This is a genomic window from Rubripirellula reticaptiva, assembly GCF_007860175.1.
GTDB lineage: Bacteria > Planctomycetota > Planctomycetia > Pirellulales > Pirellulaceae > Rubripirellula > Rubripirellula reticaptiva.
Window position 1 is genome coordinate 451,984 of sequence record NZ_SJPX01000005.1, and the last position, 25,087, is coordinate 477,070.

Annotated in this window: 18 protein-coding genes; 9 read left to right on the top strand and 9 right to left on the bottom strand. The window is 55.5% G+C overall.

Going from position 1 to position 25,087, the window contains the following annotated elements; genetic code table 11:
* Window positions 1–195: 195 nt before the first annotated feature.
* The 5 genes from Poly59_RS22805 to Poly59_RS22825 are packed head-to-tail and all read right to left on the bottom strand — an operon-like array spanning window position 196 to window position 8,271.
* Window positions 196–1,596 (bottom strand): sulfatase family protein, encoded by a 1,401-nt coding sequence (locus tag Poly59_RS22805; RefSeq protein WP_146536414.1) that lies wholly within the window; start codon window positions 1,594–1,596, stop codon window positions 196–198.
* A 32-nt stretch (window positions 1,597–1,628) separates the two neighbouring features.
* Entirely contained in the window at window positions 1,629–2,627 is a 999-nt protein-coding gene (moaA, locus tag Poly59_RS22810; RefSeq protein WP_146536415.1) for a GTP 3',8-cyclase MoaA, read from the bottom strand.
* A 6-nt stretch (window positions 2,628–2,633) separates the two neighbouring features.
* Window positions 2,634–5,876: an efflux RND transporter permease subunit gene (locus Poly59_RS22815; protein WP_146536416.1), complete on the bottom strand. Its 3,243-nt coding sequence runs from the start codon at window positions 5,874–5,876 to the stop codon at window positions 2,634–2,636.
* The gene (locus Poly59_RS22820) at window positions 5,876–7,594 is read right to left on the bottom strand and encodes an efflux RND transporter periplasmic adaptor subunit (protein ID WP_146536417.1); all 1,719 of its coding nucleotides are present in this window, start codon (window positions 7,592–7,594) and stop codon (window positions 5,876–5,878) included. The genes Poly59_RS22815 and Poly59_RS22820 overlap by 1 nt, the downstream gene beginning before the upstream one ends.
* 5 nt (window positions 7,595–7,599) lie before the next feature.
* Window positions 7,600–8,271, bottom strand: a complete 672-nt coding sequence (locus Poly59_RS22825) for a CerR family C-terminal domain-containing protein (protein WP_146536418.1) — start codon at window positions 8,269–8,271, stop codon at window positions 7,600–7,602.
* Between the two features lie 268 nt (window positions 8,272–8,539).
* Between Poly59_RS22825 and thrS the strand changes: the two genes are divergently transcribed.
* A complete protein-coding gene (gene thrS, locus Poly59_RS22830) occupies window positions 8,540–10,705 on the top strand; it encodes a threonine--tRNA ligase (protein WP_146536419.1) in 2,166 nt (721 codons plus the stop codon).
* A gap of 70 nt (window positions 10,706–10,775) precedes the next feature.
* Here the strand turns inward: thrS and Poly59_RS22835 are convergent, their stop codons facing one another.
* Window positions 10,776–11,087: a hypothetical protein gene (locus Poly59_RS22835; protein ID WP_146536420.1), complete on the bottom strand. Its 312-nt coding sequence runs from the start codon at window positions 11,085–11,087 to the stop codon at window positions 10,776–10,778.
* On the opposite strand from Poly59_RS22835, the gene Poly59_RS22840 reads away from it, so the two are divergent.
* From Poly59_RS22840 to Poly59_RS22850, 3 genes are all read left to right on the top strand, one after another.
* Window positions 11,086–12,072, top strand: a complete 987-nt coding sequence (locus tag Poly59_RS22840; protein WP_146536421.1) for a hypothetical protein — start codon at window positions 11,086–11,088, stop codon at window positions 12,070–12,072. The genes Poly59_RS22835 and Poly59_RS22840 overlap by 2 nt on opposite strands.
* Window positions 12,073–12,096: 24 nt before the next feature.
* Window positions 12,097–13,080, top strand: a complete 984-nt coding sequence (locus Poly59_RS22845) for a hypothetical protein (protein WP_146536422.1) — start codon at window positions 12,097–12,099, stop codon at window positions 13,078–13,080.
* 115 nt (window positions 13,081–13,195) lie between these two features.
* Window positions 13,196–15,613 (top strand): hypothetical protein, encoded by a 2,418-nt coding sequence (locus Poly59_RS22850; RefSeq protein ID WP_146536423.1) that lies wholly within the window; start codon window positions 13,196–13,198, stop codon window positions 15,611–15,613.
* Window positions 15,614–15,668: 55 nt separating this feature from the next.
* Here Poly59_RS22850 and Poly59_RS22855 read toward each other — a convergent pair whose 3' ends face one another.
* Together Poly59_RS22855 and Poly59_RS22860 are read right to left on the bottom strand one after the other, a co-directional pair.
* Window positions 15,669–16,490 carry a glycosyltransferase gene (locus Poly59_RS22855; RefSeq protein ID WP_146536424.1) on the bottom strand — a complete coding sequence of 274 codons (822 nt, stop codon included), beginning with the start codon at window positions 16,488–16,490 and terminating at the stop codon, window positions 15,669–15,671.
* Between the two features lie 31 nt (window positions 16,491–16,521).
* Window positions 16,522–17,643: a hypothetical protein gene (locus tag Poly59_RS22860; RefSeq protein ID WP_186776462.1), complete on the bottom strand. Its 1,122-nt coding sequence runs from the start codon at window positions 17,641–17,643 to the stop codon at window positions 16,522–16,524.
* 218 nt (window positions 17,644–17,861) lie between these two features.
* Between Poly59_RS22860 and Poly59_RS22865 the strand changes: the two genes are divergently transcribed.
* The 5 genes from Poly59_RS22865 to Poly59_RS22885 all read left to right on the top strand — a co-directional run bounded on the left by Poly59_RS22865 (window position 17,862) and on the right by Poly59_RS22885 (window position 24,173).
* Window positions 17,862–18,974 carry a S1 family peptidase gene (locus Poly59_RS22865; protein WP_146536426.1) on the top strand — a complete coding sequence of 371 codons (1,113 nt, stop codon included), beginning with the start codon at window positions 17,862–17,864 and terminating at the stop codon, window positions 18,972–18,974.
* Between the two features lie 211 nt (window positions 18,975–19,185).
* Window positions 19,186–20,292 carry a PEP-CTERM sorting domain-containing protein gene (locus tag Poly59_RS22870; RefSeq protein ID WP_146536427.1) on the top strand — a complete coding sequence of 369 codons (1,107 nt, stop codon included), beginning with the start codon at window positions 19,186–19,188 and terminating at the stop codon, window positions 20,290–20,292.
* An 88-nt stretch (window positions 20,293–20,380) separates the two neighbouring features.
* Entirely contained in the window at window positions 20,381–21,532 is a 1,152-nt protein-coding gene (locus Poly59_RS22875) for a PDZ domain-containing protein (protein ID WP_186776463.1), read from the top strand.
* Between the two features lie 52 nt (window positions 21,533–21,584).
* Window positions 21,585–22,748 carry an A/G-specific adenine glycosylase gene (gene mutY, locus Poly59_RS22880; protein ID WP_246151870.1) on the top strand — a complete coding sequence of 388 codons (1,164 nt, stop codon included), beginning with the start codon at window positions 21,585–21,587 and terminating at the stop codon, window positions 22,746–22,748.
* Window positions 22,749–22,880: 132 nt separating this feature from the next.
* Window positions 22,881–24,173 carry a cytochrome-c peroxidase gene (locus Poly59_RS22885; protein ID WP_246151871.1) on the top strand — a complete coding sequence of 431 codons (1,293 nt, stop codon included), beginning with the start codon at window positions 22,881–22,883 and terminating at the stop codon, window positions 24,171–24,173.
* A gap of 144 nt (window positions 24,174–24,317) precedes the next feature.
* On the opposite strand, the gene bshB1 is transcribed toward Poly59_RS22885, so the two are convergent.
* Window positions 24,318–25,058, bottom strand: coding sequence for a bacillithiol biosynthesis deacetylase BshB1 (gene bshB1, locus Poly59_RS22890; protein ID WP_146536429.1), 741 nt, complete (start codon window positions 25,056–25,058; stop codon window positions 24,318–24,320).
* Window positions 25,059–25,087: the final 29 nt, after the last annotated feature.

A 25,087-nucleotide genomic window follows, 5' to 3' on the forward strand; every position in this document is an offset into this window, starting at 1 on the left:
ACCCCTTTTGTGATGATCCCTTTTGTGATGACCCCTTTTGTGATGACCCCTTTTGTGACCTTCGTGACAAGCGCCAAGATTTCCAGTAGCAAGCTCGCGCGCGGCAACTCACCCACTTGTCCAAGTTTGTAAACCGAGCTCAAAATATCGACGAGACGATTGCGCCGTAAAAATGATGCTCGTCTTATCTTCCCGTCACCGAGTTTCCGTTTCGGCTTCGTAGGTTTGCATCTTCCTCAACAGTTGCTTCACGATTTCCGGGTGTTGTTCGGCGATGTTATTTGATTCGCCGATATCGACGTTCAAATCGAATAGCAGCGGTTGATCACTCTCTAGTTTCGGTAACATCCAACTCGGCTGTTTGGGCAGTTGTAGCTTCCATTTGCCCGATCGGATGCCGGTCGCTTCATTGCCGCCAAAAATGAAGTCGGTCTCATCACGCGAGCCGAGACTTTCCAACACCGGCCGGATCGTTCGTCCATCGTAGACTCGCTCCGCCGGCAGCGGAATTTTTAAATAATCCAGCATCGTCGGCAGAATGTCGGTGATGATCGCGGGTGAGGATTCCACTTTGCCTGGGGCAATGACGCCTGGCAACCGAAAGATGCCTGGGACTCGCACGCCACCCTCGAATGTCGCCTGCTTGCCACCGCGCAGTGGTGCGTTGCTGCCGCTAGTCATGTCTGCACAAAACCAACGTTGAACCTCGTCGGGTTGATGGGCCACATGATGCGTTGCACCGTTGTCGCTGGTGAACAGCACCAGTGTTGTGTCGTCGATGCCAAAGGCCTTCAGCGCTCGCATCACTTCACCCGTGCTCCAATCGATTTCTTCGATACTGTCACCGTACAAGCCGTTTTGTGACTTGCTGACGAAGTCGGGCGACGCACCGATGATCGCATGAGGCATCGCGTGGGCCAAGAACAGAAAGAACGGACGATCGTGATGCTTGCTGATGAAGTTCACCGCGTCGGCGGTGTACTGCTGGGTCAGTAGGTTGACATTGATTGGCTGCTCGACGATCTCGCCGTCCAGCATCATTGGCATCGGTGGCCATGCTTCTCGGCGACGAGTTTCCTGCGGATGGCCTGCGGTCATATCGTTCGGATACGGCATCCCATACCAGTGGTCGAATCCATGAGCTTGTGGCAAATGTTCCGGTTTTCCATGACCGAGATGCCATTTGCCACTCAGATGAGTTGCGTAGCCGGCGTCTTGCAGCAATTCAGCAAGCGTGACTTCGACGTTGGGCAAAGCATCCTCGGTCGACGTCGGCCACAACACTCCGGGACTGCCGCAGCGACGCGGTAAACGCCCGGTCAGAAACGCCGCCCGAGTCGGCGTACACACGGACGACGTGACATAGAAATCGGTGAACCGCATCCCTTCATCGGCCAAGCGATCGATGTGCGGAGTGCGATGGACGCTACTGCCGTAGCAACCCAAGTCACCATAGCCGAGATCGTCGGCCATGATGACCAGCAGATTCAGTCGCGGCGGATCGCTGGCAACGCTTGGCTGCGCAGTCGCCCGCGTCAGACAGAGAATTGACGACGTGAAAAAAGCGAACCAAAGAAAACGAAAGCAACAGCGCATACGACATCCACCTAGAAAACGAGCTCTAACCACTATCCACCGATCGCATACATCGGACGGTCGGGCGGGATGAATCCGTCTTCGTCGATCCCGTGCGCCGCGGCCTTTCCCGTAACCGATGCTTGCACCTGAGCGAGCAGTTCTTCGTCCGTTGCACCGGATCGCATCAATTCGCGAAGCGGCGTTTCGCCGGCTGCGAACAAACAGTTACGCACTCCGCCATCCGCCGTAATCCGAATCCGATTGCACCCGCTACAAAACGGAGCCGTCACCGAACGAATGATTCCGACCGGATGTCCGTCGACCAAAAATTCTTCGGCCGGCTGAGACGCCACCGAGCGCGGACGCTCGATCACTTCACCAAAGTGATCTCGCAAGATCACCAACAACCGATCGCCCGTCAAAACTTTGTCGTGTGTCCAAGCCTTGTCGGTATCTAGCGGCATAAACTCGATGAAACGCATTGTGACCCTACGGTCGATTGCAAAACGTACCAGCGCCGCGACTTCTTTCTCGGTAATGCCCGTGATCGCTAGAGAATTCAGTTTTACCGAATCAAAACCAACCGCGATGGCAGCGTCGATGCCGGCGATCGTCTTTTCCAAACCGTCTCGCCTAGAAATCTTGCGAAAAACATCGGCGTCGAGCGTGTCCAACGAGATATTGACGCGTCGCAACCCAGCCTCTCGCAACTGGGCCGCATGCTCGGCTAGCAAGATCCCATTGGTGGTCATCGACAGGTCTTCCAAACCGTCAATCGCAGCAAGCTTGCTGATCAGCGTCGACAACTCACGACGCACCAGCGGTTCGCCGCCGGTAATTCGAATGTCACGAACACCGGCCCGAGTGACCAGGATCGTCGCCAGTCGCCGAATTTCTTCGAACGACAACAACCGATCCTTGTTCATGAACTGAGCGCCCGTTTCCGGCATGCAGTAGAAGCAGCGGATGTTGCATCGATCCGTCACGCTGATGCGAACGCTGTCATGGACACGGCCAAAGCGATCGACCAGCGGTGTGATGGGAACCATATCAGGTTACTCGTCTTCCTCGACAAGACTGAATCCCAACATTTCGATCATGTTCAAATACAGCAAGTAGAACACCGGGATCAGGATCAACACCAAAACCGTTGCCAACATCAAACCGAACGCCAAACTGGCGGCCATCGGAATCAGCAACTGCGCTTGAAACGACTTCTCGGTGATCAGAGGCATCAACCCAGCGATCGTTGTCAAACTGGTCAAAATGATCGGACGAAACCGGCGCTGCCCCGACTCGACCAGTGCTTCGCGAATCGGCACACCATCGCGAACGCGTGCGTTGATAAAGTCGATTAACACGATCGAGTCATTCACCACCACACCGGCAAGAGCGACCAAACCGAACATGCTGAACAGAGTTAGCGGCAACCCTAAAAACGCATGTCCCCAAACCGCACCGATCATACCGAACGGGATGATGGCCAGAATCAATAGTGGTTGAAAGTAACTTCGAAACTGCAGCACCAACAACACAAACATCGCGACAATGGCGATGCCAAATCCGGTGATCAGGCTGCCAACCGATTCATTGCTTTGTTCACGTTGTCCCTCCCAACGAACATCGATCGCTGGATATTCCAGCTGCAGTTCTGGGACGAACGACTTTTGTAACTCGCCGATGATCAGGTTTGCGTTGGCTTTGGTTTCATCCAAGTCCGCACTGATCGTGATGCTTCGTCGCTGGTCGACTCGGTTGATCTCCGAAAACCCGCGGCTCAAATTAACTTCGGCAAGTTCAGTGATTGGACGTTGGCTTCCGTCGGGCGTTTGAATTCGGATTTCGCGAAAATCAACCAAGCTGCGTCGTTCTTCTTCGGGGTAACGAACCATCAACTTGACTTCGTGACGACCACGCTGCAGTCGCATTACTTCGGCGCCGAAGTAAACGTTGCGGACGGTTTCGCCAAGATCAGTCGGCGTCACGCCCGTTGCCAACGCGCGATCCTTGACCCGAAATTGGAACTCCCACTTTCCAGGCGTGTTGTCGTCCGCGATGTCATAGACACCGGCGAACTGACCAAGTCTCGCTTTGATTTTTTCAGTCGCCGCGACCAACTGGTCAACGTCCTTACCAGGCGCTAGCAACTTGAATTCGATCGCCTTACCGCCTGGACCAACCCCCACGGTACCGTAGGTGATCCGCTCTGAACCGGGGAACTCGCCCGTTTCGGCTCTCCACATCGAAATCAAATCATCGCTGCGAACGTCACGGATCTCGGTATCGAACAGTTCTGCAAAAATCTGGCCAACATGCGAACCGGCGCCACCACCGCCGGCAGCGTTGTTCAGGTTGGTAATCGTACCGACGTCGCGATACGTCATCCGAACCGGACCTTCGCCCACTCCTTCATCGGACGTATAGATTTCTTCGACCGGAACTCCCAATCGTTCGGCGTGCTCTTTTCCGATTCGCTTGCTGATCCGGCGAAGGGCTTCTTCCATCTTGCGAGTCGCATTGTCCGTTTCCGCAGCCGGCGTACCATCGGGAAACGCTATCGTCGCTTGCAGATTGTTGTTGTCCGTCTTGGGGAACAGAATCGACGGCACGACGCCACCGCGAATCAATCCGCCGGTAAAGATAAACAACGAAATCGCAAACGCGATCGGCACCAAGGGATGTCGCAGCGAGAACTTTAGTGTTGGCACGTACAACCGAGCCACCACCCAATCCAAGCCCCAGCCCGTTCGCAGCGACAACCAGTTCAGCGCCATGCCGACCGGACGCAGCGGATACGTTAGCACCGACAACAATCGAAAGAATCCGGTGTGCTTGTGCGCCAAGTGAGTCGGCAATACGAACACGCTTTCCCACAACGAGATCACCAACATCGCAATCACGGCGAAGGGGATCACGCCCATAAACTTTCCCATCACGCCGGATACAAAAAACATCGGCGAAAACGCTATCACGGTCGTGGTCACGGACGCTGCGACGCTACCCATGACTTCCAAAGTCCCGTCGATCGAAGCTTGCTTGAGCGACTTTCCCATTTGGATGTGCGCATAGATGTTCTCACCAATCACAATCGCGTCATCGACCACGATGCCAAGTGCGACCAAGAACGAAAACAGACTCAGCATGTTTAGCGTTTGCCCGCCATAAGACAAAAACAATCCGGCACCCAAAATCGAAATCGGAATTCCCATCGCGACCCAGAACGCCAAACGCATTTCCAAGAACAACGTCAGCACCAAGAACACCAACAACAACCCTTGCGCACCATTGCGCAGCAACAAGTTCAATCGACCGCGAACCTCGGTGCTGCTGTCGCCCCAAACCTCGAACCGGTACCCTTCGGGCAACTCTGCCGTGGCGACGTGCGCTCGAACCGCATCAACCATCGCCAACAAGTCTTCCGTTTTTGTACGCTCGACATTGACGACCATCGCTGGTTCGCCATTGATCTCGCCTACCGACGTGATGTCTTGAAACTCGTCGCGAACGGTTCCCAAGTCGTTGACGGTCAGTACGACGCCGCCGGGTTGTGTGATGACCGGCAGTCGCCCAATTTCTTCGCCGATGCGACCCTTGTTCTTCGCCCGCAGCAGGATTTCCTGGCCTTCGGATTTCAGGTTTCCACCGGGCAACTCCACGTTCCTAGCACGAATGGTTTGCGCCACACTGGCCAGCGACAATCCATAACTACGCAGCGTAGCCTCGGGGATTTCAACGTCGATCTGATACGGACGAGCGCCCATAACCGACGCCGACGACACCGAGGGCAATCGAAGAATGTCGTCGCGAACGCTTTCAGCGACCTCGCGAAGTTTCAGCTCGCCTTCGCGTGTACGATCGGCCGGTCCAACGACGCCGACGCGGATCGCGGCTTCGCGAAACGTGATCTGCTGGATCAATGGGTCTTCGGCCAAGACCGGAAAGCTGGGGATGCGATCGACTTCGCGATCGATTTCAGCCATCACCTTTTGCACGTCTTTGACATCGGCGCGCAGTTCCGCCAGCACGAATCCGCTGCCCTCTTGAGCGATCGAGGTCACCTTTTTGATCCCGTCGATCGACCGAATCGCTTCTTCGATCTTCTGGCAAATCGCTTCTTCGGTATCCTGAGGTGTCGCACCCGGGTAAGGCACCGAAATCATGACGATTTCAAGTTCAAAAGCGGGGAACACCTCGCGTCGCATTTTCCACAATGACACTCCACCAACCAACATCAACGCCAACATCAACATGTTCATGCCGGGGGCATTCGAAATTGCCCATGCAATGACTTTTCTCATCACGCACCCTCCGTATTTTTCGCGCGAGACGCCACCGATTGATCAGCATCGGCCGGAGCAGCACCGTCGCCATCGAGACGTTCGGCTCGCACGGGCATCGAACCATCGTCGAAACCACCGAGCGGTGAAACGACGACGTAAGAGCCGCTGACAAGTTCAGGACTTTGGACTTCACAAACCCACATTCGATTGGCGCCCTCAAACGCCGAAACTCGATCGCCGCTTGCATTGGTATCAGTTGATAGCGTCTGTTGAGATCCCGACACATTGCCCAACGTCAATGTGTCGACCGGAACCACGCTACGGCGCACAATTACTTTTCCAGGCTCCCATCGTTTGGCATTAAAACCGTCGTCCGCCAGATCGCCAGTGACTTCCGTTTCAGTCGTTTCCAAAACCGATTCGTCTGGCATAAATTGAAAGACTCGATTGCCCGGTTGCAAAGCGCGAGCGGGAATGACGACCAACGAAGCCTTGGGTTTGATCATCAACTTCACCCGCACATACATGCCACGGACCAGTGCCGGCGTGCCCGTTTTGGTTATAGGCTTACCGTTTTCATCAACCATTTCCTGAGGATTATCGACCACGACTCGTACGGGAACCGTCCGCGTCGTGGGATCCAAGCCGATGCCGTTGTACGACAAAAGTCGCCCGTTCCACCGGTACACGACGTTGTCACGTCCCGACATTTCGTATTCGATGATCGCTGGCGTTTCTGGCAAGTCGTAGTTGCGCGACGCCGTATCGACGGTTTCGTTGCCTTGATTGAGAACCCAGTAAAGTTGATCCATTCGCAGGCTGCTGGACACGTCTACTTTCGACGTATCGTCGATCACAACCAGAGTCGTGCCACGAGAGACGAACGTGTTCAGATCAGCTTCCTCGGCGACGATCACGCCTTCGATGGGTGCTCGGATTTCGGTGCGTGCCAAGTTCGTTTCCGCGCCACGAAGCTGTGTGTCAGCCAATCGTTCGGACGACTCCAGCCGGATCCGGCGTTGGACCAGCAGATCAAACTGGTTTTCAAAGTTGACCAACTGCTGTCGCGATGCCAACAGAGCACGATTTGCTTGATCGATTTCCGCTCGCGAAGCGTAACCGGCCGGCATCGCGTTTTGTCGGTCGACTTCTTTTTGTTGCAATGCAAGATCTTGCTTTGCGACTTCAATCGACCGCTTCGCGTTGGCCATTTCCTGATCAACTTCGCGAAGCGCCTGATAATCTTGTTCTTTCATGCGAGTCAGTCGGTCGACTTCCAACTCGTAGTCCGTTGCATCAATCTTCATCAGCAACTGGCCCGCGGTGACATACGAACCTGCTTCACATTCAACAGCTTTGAAAACCACCTTGCCTGCGATCTCGGCCGCCACACGTGCTTCACGGTACGGAACCACGGTGCCATCGACTTGCAAACGCAGAGGTTGGCCGGTCTGTTCGAGTGACTGAAGTTGTTGAACACGTACGGGCGGCAACGCCTTCAAGCGGCCATCCCGAGTCGTATCGGTAGATGGCCGAGTCGCCGGTTCAACGGTCCCCAACATCACTACCGCTGCTCCAGCACATGCGAGCAGCCCCAGCGGAATCAGGACGTTGAACAACACTCCATTCTTAAAAGCAGCAAGTCGCGAGGGCGCGGACTTGGATGCCTTCGGATCGACCGATGTGTCAATTTTCACCGGCGAGGATTCAGTGCTAGGTTCAGAACTATTTTGCATGAGATTTATAGTAAGTTTTCAGGGCGGATCACTTCGTCGCTGCGAATGGCAGCTAAAGTCACCGCAGTGATATGTCGGCTGATGGTTTCGACGTCAAAATGCAATTCACGTTGCTGGGCGGGGACCAACAACTTGATTGCATCGGCGCCGACTTTGTAGTGAACGCACTGGCCGACGACGCTTAGAGCCAATTGCTGGATGACATGATCCGAGACTGACGGATCATTGATCAATACCGTGATATTTTGAAGCAGTCGATCGTGCAGCGGTTTGAAGTACTCAACCACAATGTCCTCGAACACCGGCGTTGGGTTCTGCATCTCGCGCATGAACAATTGTGATTCCCACCCCGACGGATCCGCTGCCAGAATCCGCGACATCAGTGTTCGCACGACTCTCGCCAGCGACGCAGAGGGGTCATCATCCACAGAAGCATACGGAGTCGGAAACTGGCGTTGGCGTGATTCGCGAATTTGTCGAATCAACTCGCGGTAAAGCCCCAATTTGTCGCCAAAATGGTAGCCCACTGAGGCCACATTGACCCCCGCCGCCGCACAGATCTCACGTACTGTCGCTCGATCGAATCCTCGCGCTGCAAACACAGGCCCGGAAGCCTCCAGTAGCTTCGCTCGCGTGTCCAATTCGGTCGTTGACGGGGCGTCAGACAAGCTTTTCACTGCTCCGGCGGATTCAAACAACAGTTTTAAACAATCGTTTGAATCCCTCAAATTGTCAAGTCCGAAAGGTTCCTGCAGGGAAACCAATATAAAACAGGAGCATTAACCCCCCCGGGCTGCATGCCGTTTGCCCCCGATCCAGCCAGCCGGTTTCCGTGTCCCAACTCGGCATTGACGCTTTGGCCGTTGCGCCATCATCCTTGACGTTGACCGATTCTGGCCTTTGGTATGCCAGGACGACCCTAAACCATTTGCCCCCCGAGTTGCGATGAGCGCGAACGTCCAAGTCCAGTTGCCCGATGGAACCCTGGCCAGTCACCCTTTTGAAACCACGCCGATGGATATCGCCAAGGGGATCAGCGAGGGACTCGCCCGCAGCGTCATCGCAGCCGACGTGGCTGGCAAGATCGTCGACGCCGACCGCCCGTTGGGCGAGCTTGCTGAATCCGCTGCACCGCTCGCACTGAAGTTGTTGACCAGCCGCGATCGCGAAGCGCTTGATGTGCTGCGTCACTCGGCCGCCCACGTGATGGCTCGCGCTGTCATGCGTTTGTACAAAGGCGTCTCTTTGGCGTTCGGGCCGACCACCGACGGCGGCTTCTATTACGACTTTGACATTCCGGAAACTCTCAGCGAAGAAGACTTTCCGAAGATCGAAGCCGAAATCAAAAAGATCATCAAAGACAAAGAACCGTTCGAACGCTTCTCGTTGTCGCGCGACGAAGCCCGCAAGTTGCTTGACGACTTGGACCAAGACCTAAAAGTCGAACACATCGATACCGGTTTGTCGGATCAAGAATCAGTCAGCTTCTATCGTCAAGGTGAGTTCGTGGACTTGTGCCGCGGGCCTCACATTCCTGACGCCGGAAAGATCAAAGCGATCAAGATGATGAGCGTCGCCGGGTCGCACTGGAAAGGCGACGTGTCGGGACGGTCGTTACAACGACTTTATGGCACCGCGTTCTTTGACAAGAAAGAACTGGCGGCTTACTTGGAACAACTCGAAGAGGCCAAGCGACGCGACCACCGCGTGCTGGGCAAGCAACACGGATTGTTTTCGATCAACCCCGAAGTCGGCCAAGGACTGTGTCTGTGGTTGCCCAAGGGCGCGAGAGTTCGCGTGGCGTTGGAAGACTTCTTGCGTAAAGAACTGCTTTCGCGAGGCTACGATCCGGTCTACAGCCCGCACATCGGCCGCGTTGAAATGTACGAAACCAGCGGCCACTTTCCGTACTATCGCGACAGCCAATTTGCGCCCCTGTACGGTCAAGAGGTCGGCGGCATGTTGGACGCCTGGAGCCAACGCCTGGCCGACGGATCGTTGTCGAAAGACGACGAGGACAAGTTGATGGCGGCGGCAGAAGTGTTCGGTGTCAAACTGAATCACTACAAGCCATCGGCGTCGTCGGAAGCCAAGCAAGGAGCGCTGCACGATTGGCAAACCGAGAACGAACGTTACTTGCTGAAGCCGATGAACTGTCCGCATCACTGCTACATGTTCAAGGCTCAACCACGTTCGTATCGCCAATTGCCACTGCGTTTGTTTGAGTTCGGTACCGTTTACCGTCACGAACAGACCGGCGAATTGAACGGTCTGCTACGTGTTCGCGGACTGACCCAAGACGACGCGCACATTTTCTGCACTGCCGATCAAGTCGAAGAAGAATTCCGCGCCACCATCGAACTGACCAAGTTCGTGTTGAAATCGGTCGGCCTGGACGACTACCGCGTTCAATTGTCGCTGCGAGATCCGGATAGCAGCAAGTATGTCGGTACCGAAGAGCAGTGGGACAACGCCGAAGGCGCGCTGCGAGGCGTGCTGCAACAGTCGGGTTTGGACTTCAACGAAGAGCCTGGCGAAGCCGCATTCTATGGACCAAAGGCCGACTTCATGATCCGCGACTGCATCGGTCGTTCGTGGCAACTCGGCACGGTCCAGTTGGACTACAACTTGCCCGAACGGTTTAAGCTGGAATACGCTGGCGGCGACAACACGACTCACCGCCCCGTCATGATCCACCGCGCTCCATTCGGCTCGCTCGAACGATTCGTCGGCGTGCTGATCGAGCACTTTGCGGGTGCGTTTCCGATGTGGTTGTCGCCCGAACAAATCCGCGTGCTACCGCTAAGCGACAAATCGATCGACTATGCCGTCCAAGTCGCCAAGCAATTGTCGGACGCTGGTTTGAAAGCCACGGTCGACAACACCGGCGGCAAGGTTCAAGCCAAGATCCGCAACGCGCAATTGGACCTCGTCAACTACATGGCGGTCGTCGGTCCCAAAGAAGCGGAAACCGGCCAAGTGGCGCTGCGAGACCGGATCGATGGCGACCTGGGTTCGATGCCGATCGCGGAGGCAATTGCTCGATTGACCAAGGAAATCGAAACTCGCCAAGTCCGCCAAGCGGTCAAACCCAGCGACGTGACGCTTTAGCGTTTTATAGGCTCTGCCTGCCCCCGCGCCACATCGCTCGCGGGGCAGACGTGATTGTGGAAATCATTTCTCATGAATTTCCCAATAGCGACTTGCCCACCAGGTCACGGTGCCGTGAAAATAGTGCCGTTATCGGATTGCTGATCAAGATTTTGAGATCAGCGATCTCAGTTGGGCTAGCCGCTTCTGGGAGCAGCGTGATGTGGGTTCCGCACAGATTGATTCTTCTGGTTTCTTGTCGGTTATGGCTAAGCATCCTTGCATTCGCCATCTGCTTAAGGTCAGACGCGATCGTTTCAGCGGATAACAAAACAAACACGCCGCCACCGCAAAAGGTTTCGGTAGCGATCCGCGCAAAGTCACCGTTTGTAAACGTAGGCATGCTTCAGATCGACGGGCTAGAAACCGGCAAGGACCACGTCGTCCAGATGATGTTGGCCAACGAAACATCTGAGACACTCAATCTCGAAAATTCCGTAGCGACCTACAATCTCATCAAGGTTAAACCTACTCAACCAACGCTTGCGGCGGGCCAGTCATGCCGAGTCGACCTTGTTTTGCAACCGCAAGCGAATTTTTCGAAGCATGTCTGGGAACAATCGATCGAATTCCGTCCACCGCGTGGTGTTCGAGGAGCGAGCGCGACGCTAACGGTCAGCTCGAAGCTAAAAGGGTTGTTCTCGGTCTCGCCGGATAGCGTCTTGTTGATCGCGTCCACTTTAAAAGGCGAATCGGAAACCAGGTTTACCAAGGTACTCGACGTCACGTTTTCACCACCCGTTGATCCCAAGAACTTTCGATTCTCGGGCTCCGAAATTGTCAATTTGTTGGACATCGGTGTGACAAATCGAGGATCCGGCGGCCAAGCCGAAATCGAGGTGGCGGCCGAGTTAGCTTACATTCCAACCGAAGGCGTACACGGAGATCTCGAGATCACTGATACGGTGACCAACAAAGTCCGTGTCGTTCATATCACCATGGTCCAGCGAGCTCGCATCCGAGTGTTCCCTTCGAAGTTGGTGTTTCGCCCGCTAGCGAACAGTGATCGGTGGGTCGCGTCAGGGATGTTGATCCGCGAGCAACCCAATGCGGACAAAGACGATGATATCGCAACGACAACAACAGAACCGGCGAATGTGTCAGATGCCGTTTTCTGTACAGCGAGTCTTGGCGAACGAGCGGTTAAACTCAAGACCGAGTTGACGGAAGTCAGCTCGAATGTCCAGAGATTCCGTTTGACGATTGACCCAGCAAAACTTGATGAGTCATCGAATGCGACGACTAAACCGTCTGTCATGTGGGACATTCACTGGGGCAAGGATCGCGTCAGCGACAAATCGGTCGCGATTGTTCCTAGCCGTCCCTAAGTGTTCGAAATCAGGATCCAGAAGATGCCTCGCTTGATTGTCTTGTTGTGCGTTTTAGCGTTGAGTTCTGTTTCGTTGAGTTCTGTTTCGTTGGGCCAGGAAGCCGACGGCGACGCTGACAAGGACGGCAGTCGGTTCGCCGCCTCGTTGATTGAAGGACTCATCGCGAACAACGAATCGCTGCATGCCTACTCTTTGGCGTACACATCGAAATTCGAAAGCAACCGACCGGGGGCACGGCGAGTGCAGGACCAGAAAGTTCGTTGCTATCACGATCCCGATTCGGAGAGAACGATTGTTGCCCGGCGGACAATGAGCAACCAATTCGACAGCGCCGGCGAAATGAAAACCTATGACGGGATCTTCTTAATCGAGATGGTCAGAAACCGCCAGGCAATGATGACGGACTCGCAAGGCAAGCGGCGGATTCACGTGCCAGACCAGAAACCGCTCAGCATGTCGATTCGACTGCCTTTTTTTCACACACTTGGTTTCCATGCCTTTCCGGACAACGCGAGTTCGACGTTCAATCGCGAGTTTTGGAAAACGCAGGCAGTTTCTCAAGAAGGCATGAGTTCTTCGCTGATCAACAACCAGTCGGCATTGGTGCGGCAGACGTTTGAAAAGGATGGCGTACCGACAGTGAAATACGAATGGACTTTCGATTTAGAATCGCTTTGTCCAACCCAACGAAAGTCGTACTACTTTAACGCGGAATTGAAAAAGTTCGTGTTTAAAGAACTCGAAAAAATCACTTGGAAAAACTTCAATGGAATCCAACTTCCCGTAGCAATCCATGACGAAAATAGCCAGGTCGCCATCGAGCCGGGTTCGGGAAAACGATTGAACTTCACCCAGCAGACCGAAACCAACTTCCTCTGGCTCTCGGTCGGCAAACCAATGGCTTCCGATGAACCAGCGCCAGACCAATTGGCGACGCTCGATACCATCGCCCGGTGGATCGATTCAGGCCTCGGCGAGGTTTCGGATGGCAAGACTGCCCGTTAATCATCCGATTTTGGTGGCATTTGCTCAGAAGTTCAACTTTCTTGCACGGATCTTTGCCGTCGCTGTCACTAACGAGATAGCGACAATTTGATCCGGCTTTTCCGCGAGAAAAATCATGCGACTGACCCTCCGCACCCTTCTGGCTTACCTCGACAATACTCTTGAGCCGCAGGACGCTGAAGTTCTGCGTCAAAAGCTGGCCGAGAGTGGGTTTGCGACTCAGTTGGTCCAGCGTTTACGAGCCGGGCTGGTCAATCCAGCTCTGACGGCCTTGCGCCCCGATGCGGTCGGCCCGAACGAGGACGCCAATGCGATCGGCGAGTACCTGGACAGCACGCTGCCGACCGAACAGGTCGCCGAGATCGAACGGGCGTGTTTGGAATCGGATTCGCGTCTGGCCGAAGCTGCGGCGTGTCACCAAATCCTAACCATGGTGCTGGGCAAGACGGCTGATGTCCCGCCGGCGCTGCGGAACCGGATCTATGAACTTCCCGAACGAGAGATCGAGCGGATTGCGTCATCGAGCAGTCGATTTTCGTCCTTGTCGATTGATGATCCACCGCCGGTCGTCCACGACATCTTCGACGCGCCGACGATGGACTCGCCACTGACTCATTCTGGCGGTCCCGTTACTCCGGTTGGACCGAGCGACACAGGCGTATCCGACGCACCGACGCGGATCCGCGAATCAGGTGTGATCGCTGACGCCGCAGCGGGGAAGGGCAAAACACCTGCGATTGCTGGTTCAAAGAAACGAGACCGCACTGACACGGCGATCTATGGTGGATCCATTCGAACTTCGCGGATCGCGCCATGGCTGGTTTCATTAGCACTCGCCGGAGTCTTATTGTTTGCGATGACGCGGCTGTTTGCACCGCTACTGAATCGCGGCACCGAGGTCGCCGACTTGGTAGATAGCGACTTGGTCAATAGGGACTTAGTCGACCGAGACACTGTTTCGACGCCAGACATTGAAGTTCCACCGGACCTGTCACCGCCGATGGTTGAGATCGAACCGACCACCGAAGCCGACGATTTTTCGGACGCCGAAATGTTGCCACCACCCGCCGCGATAGCAGAACCCGATCTCGGGCGTCCCGACATCATCGAACCTGAAACCGAACCCGACGTGGGGGTCGAGATGACAAACGACGGCGATCTGGACGTTCAGGTGCTCGCACCACCAACGCCAGCCATGGCAGATGGCGGACTTTCCGATCCCGGTGACGAAGACGATACGTTTACCGAAATGGCACCACCGTCGCCGAGCGTGGCAGCACTTCCGCCAGCCAGCGATGCGTCGCTGCCGCCGGGCGACGGACCTGAACCGCCACTCGCCAGCGAGATGACCGCAGAAGTCAGCGGCGAGAACCTTGGAGTCGCCAATGCAGCGGCACCCGAGATCGCAACGATCACGACGGAGAACACGTTGGTGGCGACCAACAAGGGATTGCCTGGTGAAGCACCCAAGTGGGTGCGTTTGAAGAAGGGCATGACCGTTGTCCCTGGCTACTCGATCGTTTGTCCGCCCACGTTCCGCGCGACGATGACATCGGTCTCCGGCTTTGACGTGACGTTGGTCGGACCAGCCGAAGTCGTTTGGGTTGCCGATGGGACTGGCGAATCGGCGTTGGCGGTGATCAGCGGTCGACTGCTGATGAAATCGAACAAGCCAGACGTCCGCATCGATTTAGCGCTGGGCAACGAACTGGTCACGCTGTCATTTGCAGACATCGGGTCGGTCGCGGCGGCCAGCGTCAAGCACTTTCGCGCACCGGGTTATGATCCGAAAGTATCCGAGAATCGAATCGAATTGGCCGGCGTTTTGTCGGTCCAGGGGTCGATTGACTTGGCGGCCGAACAGGGCGAAGAAACACTCAATACGGGTCTGCAATGGGTCAAACGCGGCGCGGCTGCACCGACGACTTCGCCAGTCGACGAAGTACCTGCTTGGATCAGTCCAGTTTCTCCCACAGCAACCTCGCTTGCCGCTAGTGCTCGCGAAGGATTGCTAGAACTGATCAAGAGTGATCAACCGCTTGAGATCGCGCTTCGCGAAGCCACCCTATTTCGGCGCAGCGAAGTGGCCGCTCTTGCTGCCGAAACTTTGTTGCACATGGGTCAAGGCGACGTCTATTTTGGCAACGACGGAATCCTTAGCGAAACAAAACAACGCGCTTACTGGCCCGAGCACTTTCTGGAACTCGTCGCCACTGTCGACCGCAGCGCGATCGCTGCAGAACAATTGGAAAAGTCGATCACAAAGATGGACGCAACCAATGCAACGGCGATCATGCGTTTGTTGACAGGCTATTCGCAGAAGCAATTGGTCGAAGGCGACGATGAAACGTTAGTCAACTTGCTAGATTCTGAAGCGATGGCGGTACGAGTTCTTGCGCTCGAGAACTTGAACAAGATCACCGGAACGACCTTGTATTTCCGCGCCGAGCAAGACAACGCCGTTCGGCGAGCACCCGGAATCAAAAAATGGGTCGCCCGCCAACGCAAGGGCGACATCCGCTGGCCCGAATGAAAGCCGCCGGAATCCATCACAAGTGCGGCAATCGCGAATCAGAATTCTGGTTTGCTTAAGCCGCGTTTGGCAGTCCGTAATCCGTTCGCTTGCGACCTGACGTGACCGTTTGTTTTCGGATGTTTAGATTGCGTTGCAAGTCCTCGGCGTTGGCGTATCCGCGACCGTGATCCAAATGCAAGACAACGGTTTGGAATCGCACATGCTTGCCACGAACGCCAGCGTTTTCGAGTCGCTCGCCCAGTTCACGGTCTTGGCCACCATATCGCATTCGCTCGTCGAAGCCGCCGGCAGCGACCACATCGGTTGTCCAGCCCGACGAGTTATTACCGTTCCAGGTTGGACGTGTCGGCGTGATTTGGTTTAGCAACTTGCTGGCACGGCCACTGACCAGGCGCAGCCATCGGTGCGACGCCGGCAGACCGTGCTTTCGCAGCCAGGACAGCTTGAACGCGTCACCGCTGCGGATGTCCTCGGGCGTGATCGATTGGCTGACCGACATTGGCAACTTGTAGTACCCGCCTGACAAAAAACGCTGTGGCTCGAGAGCCGCATAATGCTGGGCCAGAAAATCTGATCGCGGGATACAGTCACCATCGGAAAACAACACGTACTCGCCTGCAACCGCTTCGAGCGCGCGGTTTAAGATCGTACTCTTGCGAAACCCGTCATCAGCGTGCCAAACGTGCTTGATCGTCAACGACGTTTCATCACGCAACCGTTTTACCAACTCTGCTGTTTCGACTCGCGAACCGTCATCAGCCAAGACAATTTCAAACTCGCGGTGTTGTTGGACCGAGTATCCCCACAAAACTTTTTCGAGCCAGGCGGGTTGGTTGTAGGTCGACAGCACAACGCTGATCAATTTCGGTTTCATCGTGATCATGTTTTGAAATGGCAAGATGGTTTCAAGCGGCGCGAGCGGTTGTGGTCGCAGCGTCGTGAAAGTTGTGATCGTGAAAGGGCAGGCAGATTCGGCGTGCCGACAAATCGAACTGGCCGTCGCGTAGGTTTTTGACAAACCGAGTTCCGCAAAGGTGCTCGTCATAAAATTCAGCGCCCGACCTTCGCATTCGCGCGATCTCGGCAACTGGCATCGAAACAGCACGACTGATGGCGTCGACCAAACTGGCGCGATCCGAAAAACAAATCGCGTTGACTCCGTCGATCAAATGCGGCGTGACTCGATCGCCATACTGAAGAATCGGGATTGTGCCGACGCTCATCGATTCAACCAAGTGATGGCAAGTTGGCTGGGAAGATCCGGGGCAACACAAGAAGAAATTGGCGGACGCGATCACGGGCATCCAGTTCGATGCAGATACGGGATCTGTGCGGCTATCGGACAACACGATCGAGTCGGTCCGATTAGCAAGCTCAAACCGTTCATTGACGTGTTGGGGGTGGCTTTGGCGAACGGTCTCGAGCACTTCGATTCGATTGAGCAAACCGAATCCTTGGCCGATCTGCTGATCGCCGTAACGCGGTTTTTGGTTGCCAGCGAACAGCACCGAAAACCAACGGCGATGGTTGCGAAGATCGCCGAGCAAACAGGGGCTGATCCGGCCAAGCGTCGTGGGGTGCATCGGGTAGGGCATCACCGGAACACTGCGATCGATATCACGCCCGATATCCAATTGAATGGTGGTGTCCGATTGAATGAAGTCGCGTTTCGGATGATGCGATCCAACCGAACCGTCGGCTAGCACGATCGCGTCCGCGGGAATCTGGCGACTGTCTTCGACGTAGGTCACACCCGGCATCGCCAACATGCGACGCCCGTACTCTTTGTGCGCAATCGCGGCCAGCGTCATCGCATCGGTGGACAGATAAAGCGGCGATCGGGCATCAATGCAATGATGAGCCAGCGTCGCCAAGTGTCGTCCCGCATCAATCATCATCTGGTTCGTGCTGAGCCGCAGCGCAATCGGACGCTGGTCAAGCGAGACCGGCGACACGGGCTTGTCGCGAAGAATCTGACGCGCCCGCCGAATGTCGACAGGAAAGCGAACCAGCGATTTCCATTTCATGCGTTTCAACTAGATTTGGGCAGGCGGCGAACGAGACATTTCTCGAGTCATTCTGTAGTGTCTTTCGATACAAAAAACGCCCAAGGCACGTCAAGTTCGGACACGTCGAGCCGCTACCACCCCAGGTAGATTGAACTCGAAGTTTTCCGAAACCCAGGATGTGAATAGGGGTTCAACGGCCGAAGCTCTTCTCTTTTCTCGAGGCCAATAGGCGTAAAATGCACTACCAAAGCCGCCCAGTCTCCGCATTCTGCCTAGCCATTGGCCTGTTGGCCGCCTGCCTGGCACAGACACCGGTTACTGGCCAGAATTTCTTTCCCAAAATTTTGGTCGGAACCCCGACCGACGACTACGAATCGGTGGGCATCGTGGGCAGTATCACTGGCGGCGGTTTTTGCACGGGCACACTGATCTCATCAACCGACGTGCTGACAGCCGCGCATTGTGCGTTTGAAGTCGAGAGTTCGACGGAGGGGACGTTTGAAGTCGGTGGTCAGCTCTATCTGACTTCAGCGATTTTCATTCACCCAGACTACAACCCCGTCACCTACGAAAACGACATCGCGATTTTTCGATTGTCCGAACCAGTGGCCGACATCGAACCGTCAACCATTTTCCGCGGAACTCCGATCGTCGGTGACTTGTTATCGATCGTTGGCTTCGGCGGAACTGGCACAGCGATCGACGGAAACGATGGAACGTTTGGAATCAAACGAGTTGGCATCACGACGATCGACGACGTGACTGCGACCGTGATCGAGTGGCTGTACGACGATCCCAGTGAAGCCAACACCGCAAGTGGCGACTCGGGTGGACCGGGATTCCTGTTCGTCGACGGCGAGCCGTTCATCGCATCGATCACGTCGGGCGGATCAGTCTTCGATTCGACACTTGGTGACGTTGCGTTCAACACTCGAGTCGACGCGTTCGCAGACTGGATTGACATCACCTTGCTGGAAGCGGTTCCGACCGACACGAGCGATCCTGCCCCCAGCGAACCAGACACAAATTCGCCGTCCGATGAGGATGCCGATGAAGACGCCGATCAAGACACCGACGACGCAATGACGGCCTGTGAAAAATATCTTTCGAAACCGTTTCCGTTTCTCAATTTCCTGATCGATTTCTTAACATCGCTGTTGCAGTCGTTGACCGAGGTGACCGATACGGCAGTTATCACCGACGTGACGGAGACACCGGACGCCACTGACACAGTGGTCGATGATTCGGATTCGGTTACCGAAACGGTCAGTCAATCGACGCCCCATTCAGCAACTCACAAGGTTCGCCGCAATCAACCTCAGCGGAGGGGTCGCAGCGGTGGGCGATAGTTGATTCCCACGCAAGCTCGGCCGAAACAGCGAAAATCGGCTGAACGATTCCGAGCATCGCCGTAAAAGCCATAAAATCCGACCAAAGCCGACCGCAGACTCGTCAAAACGCTTGCATGCGGAATCAGAATGGTTACGCTTTTTGCACTTCTCGCCGCAGAACGCAGGTCCGACTGGACCGCCTTTTGACGTTACTTTTCGATAGGAAGAAATGATGGCTCATTTGCGATTGGCTGCCGCTTTAACGCTCGCGCTTTCGATTTTCGGTTCTCATGCTGATGCCGGTGTCGTGCTGGATTACTCAGACACGACGTTTTTCGACGGATCAAGCACGGTTCGAGTCAAAGCCAAAGCGGCTCTCGAAGCGGCTGTTGCGGACATCAATGCAGTGATCGACTTCAACCTTGGTGCCATCACCAACGACGTGGTAACGGGAACCAGCGGCAGCACGACGGCGACGATTGATTTCCGATACGGGTATCGAAATCCAACGACCAATGCGACGGTGGAAGTTCCCAACACGACGATGCCGGCAAACGAATTTCGCATCTTTGTTGGCATGCGTCCTCTTTCGGGTTCCACCCTCGGCCAGGGCGGCCCCGGCAGCGTTGGCGCGGGTTTTGGCGCGTCCGGTTTCTTCAACCCTGGCGAAGCTCAAGCTGCTGTTACCGCCGCCGCAGCCGCATCGGAGCATCGTCGTGGTGATGGCCCGGTCATGGCGACATTATCCGGTACGGTATTCGGCAGCCCAAACGACTCGGCGTACTCAATTGAGTTTGGTCCGACGATCGGAAACCTTTGGTTTGATGATGACGTTGACAATTTGGGCGGATCGGATGGCGATGCGGCGCTTGACAGTTTTTGGCACTTTGACCACACGACCGCCGTCGATGCCGGAAAAAATGATTTCTACTCGGTTGCACTTCACGAAACTCTTCACGCGCTCGGCGTGGGTGGATCGGAAACTTGGGACAGTTTGGTTACTAACGGCACAGACTGGACCGGCGCCGAAGCGATCGCTGAAATCGGAAGTGGCATCGGCTTGATCGACGCAGGTGGAGCTCACATCACCGATGGAACGATGAGCTTTCGACTGTCCGACGGAATGGCTCAAGAAGTGGTCATGGACCCGAGCATCTTCACGGGGACTCGCAAAAGCTTGACGACGCTCGACGCGGCGTTCCTGCGAGACCTGAACTACACGACGCAAATTACCGCAGTTCCTGAACCCTCGTCGCTGCTTGCGATGACTTTGGCGGGTGCAGGCACTGGACTATTGCGTCGCCGGAAGCCCAGCCACCGAAAGACTCGTTGCTAGAACGAGCGATAGCACCCGGTTCGCACTGCCATCAAGCCGCTATACTACGTCCTGGATCAACTTCGGGACGTCGACGGATGGGTGAAACGTGTTAGTGACCAATTTTGCCAAACGCTACTCTTGGGCGTTACTGTTCGCGGCAGCAATCGCGGCAACGACGACATCGACCGCCCAAGACAAACCGCAAGCGGAACAAAAGTCAGGTGAAGGATCGATCGCCTATTGGGTAACCCAACTCGCCAGCGACCACTACCTGCGCCGCGAAACGGCAGCCCAAAAATTAGCGCAAGCCGGTCCTTCTGCGATTCCTGATCTAATTCAGGTGATGCAAACTGGCGATCTTGAAGTCGTCGAGCGTGCCAGCAATGTCATCACCGAGATCGCTGTTTCGGGTTCACCCCAGGAAGATGGCGGCGCATGGGACAAATTGAACGAGTTGAAAAGTGGCACCGTCGGCCGCGTCGCCTCTCGTGCCCAGACTGCGGTTGACGAAATTCGCAAGCACCGATCGGTCCAAGCTCGCACCGAATTAAATTCCGCGGGTGTATTTGTCGGAATTGACGAGTTCGTGATTCAAGCGCGAAGCCAACCGAGCTTGATCGTCCAAATCGACGAAAAATGGAACGGTGATGTCGAAGCCCTGCAGTGGCTAAAGTGGCTCGACGGTATCCCAAACGCGCGCGTCAAAGGCCCAGCGATTGAGGGTACAGTCCTTGCGCAAATCACCAAGGTGCCTGATCTTAAATCGCTCGCCATCGTCGATGGCACCGTGGACGATGAGGTGTTGCAACCACTTTTGGAAATGAATCCGCTAAACGATCTGGAGTTCCGTTATGTTCGGTTGAACGACGAACAAGCGGAAAAGATCGCGACCATGCCCGTCCGCGTATCCATGAACTTGATGGGAACCGGACTCTCGGCCGAAAAGGTCGAATCCATGCGTGCTTCGGCGCCTGGGTTAGCCATCGATCATCGCCAAGGCGGCTTTCTTGGTGTCACGTGTCAGGATTCGTTCGACATTTGTGAAATCAGTAGCGTGATTGCCAAAAGCGCGGCCGAAGATGCAGGGCTGATCCGCGGCGACGTGGTTCTAAAGCTCGACGACACCGTGGTGACGCGGTTCAAAGATTTGCAGGACGCAATCAACCAGCACATTCCTGGCGATACGGTGAAAGTGACGTTCCAGCGCGCCGAGATCACCAAGGTCGTCGACCTACAATTACGACGATTCGAAGACTAATCGAAATCAAACTCCTTCAACTCTTACCCCACTCGCTAAGACTCACATTTCATTGCTAGATCCCCTGCCCGAGTCGCTTCCTGATCACGATCCAAACTGGACGGATACCCGTTGGCGACGTAGCGTCCGGACTGGCCTGCTGAAATGGTTTGCGGCGAATGCACGAACGCTGCCTTGGCGTAGCGAACCGACACCGTACCGAGTCTGGGTCAGCGAGATCATGTTGCAACAGACTCAGGTTGCGACAGTGCTGCCGTACTTTGATCGTTTCATGCAAACGTTCCCCAACGTCGCCACACTGGCCGCCGCTGACGAACAATCGCTGATGCAGCACTGGGAGGGACTCGGGTACTATCGTCGCGCGCGATCGATGCACACGGCCGCCGCCAAAATTGTGGCTGACCACGACGGCGAATTCCCGGAATCGTTCGACGACGTGCTGGCTTTACCTGGGATCGGCCGCTACACGGCCGGCGCGATTCTGTCGATCTCGCGCGACCAACGTCATCCGATTTTGGAAGGCAACACGGTACGCGTTTTCAGCCGCTGGATTGCGCTGCGGTCACCTGCAACAGCCAAGCCGGCGAACAAGCTGTTGTGGCAAGTCGCCGAAGCCATGTTGCCCGCCAAACGTTCAAGCGAAACTGCGGGCACGTTCAATCAAGCAGCGATGGAACTGGGTGCTCTCGTCTGCACTCCCAAGTCACCCAAGTGCAACCAGTGCCCCGTCGCGAAACGCTGCGAGGCAAACACGCTGAATTTGCAGACGGAAATTCCCGGCAAAGTGACTCAGATCAAATACCAAGACCGCACAGAGTTCGCATTCGTAATTGCCCAGACGGAAAATCAAAAACGCAAATCGGATCCACTCGGCACAAAGTATCTGGTCCGTCCGATTCCGCCCGGATCACGGTGGGCGGGACTATGGGATTTTCCGCGAACGATCGAGCGTTCGATCGAATCACCCATCGAAGCCGCCGGCGAACTGACTGCTGCACTTGGCGAGCCGATCGTACCGGGCGAGCGATTGACGACAATCAAACACGCGGTCACGAAATACCGAATCAAACTGAACGTCCACACTGCAGATTGGGGACCCACTTCCACCGCGCCGCCGGGGCCGCCACCCGAACCATGGCGGTATGTGACATTAGCCGAAATGGCTAATCTGCCGATGAGTGTGACAGGCCGAAAAATCGCCAAGCTGTTGGGTTAGCTCAATTCCAGCAGCCCGATTTTCAATGCGTCGAATCGCCACCATCTTCTCCCAACGACGAAGCTCATCACTTGGGTACAATGAGAAGCCCTTCCAACCAATCCTTCCTTGTTTCAGTCGAAGAGTCGATACATGCTTCAGCGCAAAAAACCTAATTTGAACTCACTGATTATGGGCGGCGTTGCCGGTTTGATGATCGGCGGTGCTGGCGCTTACTTGTCAAACAGAACCAATGCCGAATCACTCGAATCGGCCAAGAGTGATTCGGTAACGTTAGGCGATCCAGAATTGACCTCCGGCATTCCCGGTATCGCACTGTTAACGCAGTCCCAAATCGAAGCCTGGTTGGCCGACGAATCCAATCACCTTCCGCTGAAGATCACGTTGCCACCGGGTTTGGATGCCGGCTCGGCCAACATCTACATCCCCGACGACAACCCGATGACGCGGGCCAAAATCGAACTGGGCCGGCAACTCTATTTTGATGAACGACTTTCATCAGACAACACCGTATCGTGTGCGTCATGCCACGACCCGGCACAGGGCTGGGGCGCCGAAATGCCGTTCGGAGTTGGTGTTCGCGGACAAACCGGCGGGCGCAACTCACCGGTGTCGTTCAATCGAATTCTCAGCAAGGCGCAATTCTGGGACGGTCGCGCCGATTCGCTGGAAGATCAAGCTGTCGGCCCAATCGCCAACGCAATCGAGATGGGGAATACCCACGATGCCAGCATCAAAACGATCGCAGCCATCCCGGGCTACCAAATCCAATTCGAAAAGATTTTCGAAGACGGTGTGACGATCGACAACGTCGGCAAGGCATTGGCAACCTTTGAACGGGCGATCGTGACTGGCCCGATGCCCTACGACGCGTACGACAAACTTGTCAAGTTTGAAACAACCTTCGCAGACGACCTGGAATACTTGGACGAAGAACCAGAACTGAAAGCGAAGTACGACGCCATCAAGGCGGACACCGACGCGATGCCGATGAGCGAATCAGCGCAACGTGGCATGAAGCTGTTTGCGGGTAAAGCCAACTGCGCAGCATGTCACGCGGGCGCCAATTTCACCGACGAACAGTACCACAACCTGGGCGTCGGCATGGAAGCAGCCGAGCCCGACCTCGGTCGTTTTGATCAAACGGGCGAAGACAAAGATCGTGGCGCCTTCAAGACGCCGACTCTGCGCAACATCGCATTCGTTGCACCGTACATGCACGACGGCAGTCAAGGCACGCTGGAAGAAGTCGTCGAGTGGTACAACAAAGGCGGGCACAAGAACCCGTATCTAAGCGACAAAATGAAGCCGTTGAACTTGACCGAACAAGAACAGGCCGACTTGATTGCTTTCATGGTCGAAGGACTGACCGGCGAATTTCCCTACGTCAGCCAAGCTCGCTTGCCGCAATCACCAGCCAAATGATCATTCGGCTGACGTCCCGATAGAAACCCTGTGGCCGCATCGCGGCCACCGGCAACTGGTCCGATACGTTGGGCCAGTTGAACACTCTTCTCCAGCAGAGCGACCGGCTGCATACGTTCAGCCGGCAGCGTGCATAACGGCGACTCAGATCAGGTCGCGAATCGACTTCATCGCCAGCGGTTCTTTGGTAGCGAACGGTTCGCCGTATCGGCGATTGATTAGCCGACCCCAGTTGGCTGCTTCGTGATGCAATTGGTCGATCAACGTCGGCGGCTCGGTCGGTCGACCTTGCACGAACTGGCTTTGGTACGCCTGGATCGAAGCCCGCTTGGCGTCCCAATGGTCGCTGATGTCGACGATCCAGCTCGGCGTGATCGCCAGTCGCAAGTGAATGCAAAAGTAGTAGTAAACACGTTCCGGATGAAACCGTTCGCCCGGCATCTCCGTCTTGCTCAGCTTGGCCCAGAAACGTGCCGCTTCGATAAGATCCGTCGCCGCCACATGATCCGGATGAGCATCGTTCCAATACGGCGCAAAGATCCAGCGTGGACGTAGCATGCGGAAATAGCTGGCGACCAGCTCGCGTGCTTCCAGCGTGTGAACCAGCTTCCGATTTGGTAAACCCGCGTTTCCTCGCCAAGTCAAATTCAACGCATCGGTGGCAACTTGCGTCTCTTCGCGCCGAATCGTTTCACTGCCGTGAGGCGTCGGTTCACCAGTCGTCAAATCCAACACGCCGACACGCATCCCTTCGTCGATCATCTTGGCAATCGTACCGCCCATGCCAAGCTCGGCATCATCCGGATGCGGCGCAACGACCAAGATGTCAAGCGGATCCGTTGCAGGAAGTTCAGCAGGTGGCTGCGTGTAAATCGGAATGGTCATAGACGAACAAGTGCCAGGTTACAGAAATC

Coding starts and splice junctions, on each gene's coding strand:
- Poly59_RS22870 (WP_146536427.1), top strand. CDS start 19,186: ATGATGGCTCATTTGCGATTGGCTGCCGCTTTAACGCTCGCGCTTTCG.
- Poly59_RS22885 (WP_246151871.1), top strand. CDS start 22,881: ATGCTTCAGCGCAAAAAACCTAATTTGAACTCACTGATTATGGGCGGC.
- moaA (WP_146536415.1), bottom strand. CDS start 2,627: ATGGTTCCCATCACACCGCTGGTCGATCGCTTTGGCCGTGTCCATGAC.
- Poly59_RS22845 (WP_146536422.1), top strand. CDS start 12,097: ATGCCTCGCTTGATTGTCTTGTTGTGCGTTTTAGCGTTGAGTTCTGTT.
- Poly59_RS22840 (WP_146536421.1), top strand. CDS start 11,086: ATGCTTCAGATCGACGGGCTAGAAACCGGCAAGGACCACGTCGTCCAG.
- Poly59_RS22815 (WP_146536416.1), bottom strand. CDS start 5,876: ATGAGAAAAGTCATTGCATGGGCAATTTCGAATGCCCCCGGCATGAAC.
- Poly59_RS22805 (WP_146536414.1), bottom strand. CDS start 1,596: ATGCGCTGTTGCTTTCGTTTTCTTTGGTTCGCTTTTTTCACGTCGTCA.
- Poly59_RS22850 (WP_146536423.1), top strand. CDS start 13,196: ATGCGACTGACCCTCCGCACCCTTCTGGCTTACCTCGACAATACTCTT.
- thrS (WP_146536419.1), top strand. CDS start 8,540: ATGAGCGCGAACGTCCAAGTCCAGTTGCCCGATGGAACCCTGGCCAGT.
- Poly59_RS22860 (WP_186776462.1), bottom strand. CDS start 17,643: ATGAAATGGAAATCGCTGGTTCGCTTTCCTGTCGACATTCGGCGGGCG.
- Poly59_RS22855 (WP_146536424.1), bottom strand. CDS start 16,490: ATGAAACCGAAATTGATCAGCGTTGTGCTGTCGACCTACAACCAACCC.
- Poly59_RS22835 (WP_146536420.1), bottom strand. CDS start 11,087: ATGCCTACGTTTACAAACGGTGACTTTGCGCGGATCGCTACCGAAACC.
- Poly59_RS22865 (WP_146536426.1), top strand. CDS start 17,862: ATGCACTACCAAAGCCGCCCAGTCTCCGCATTCTGCCTAGCCATTGGC.
- Poly59_RS22820 (WP_146536417.1), bottom strand. CDS start 7,594: ATGCAAAATAGTTCTGAACCTAGCACTGAATCCTCGCCGGTGAAAATT.
- bshB1 (WP_146536429.1), bottom strand. CDS start 25,058: ATGACCATTCCGATTTACACGCAGCCACCTGCTGAACTTCCTGCAACG.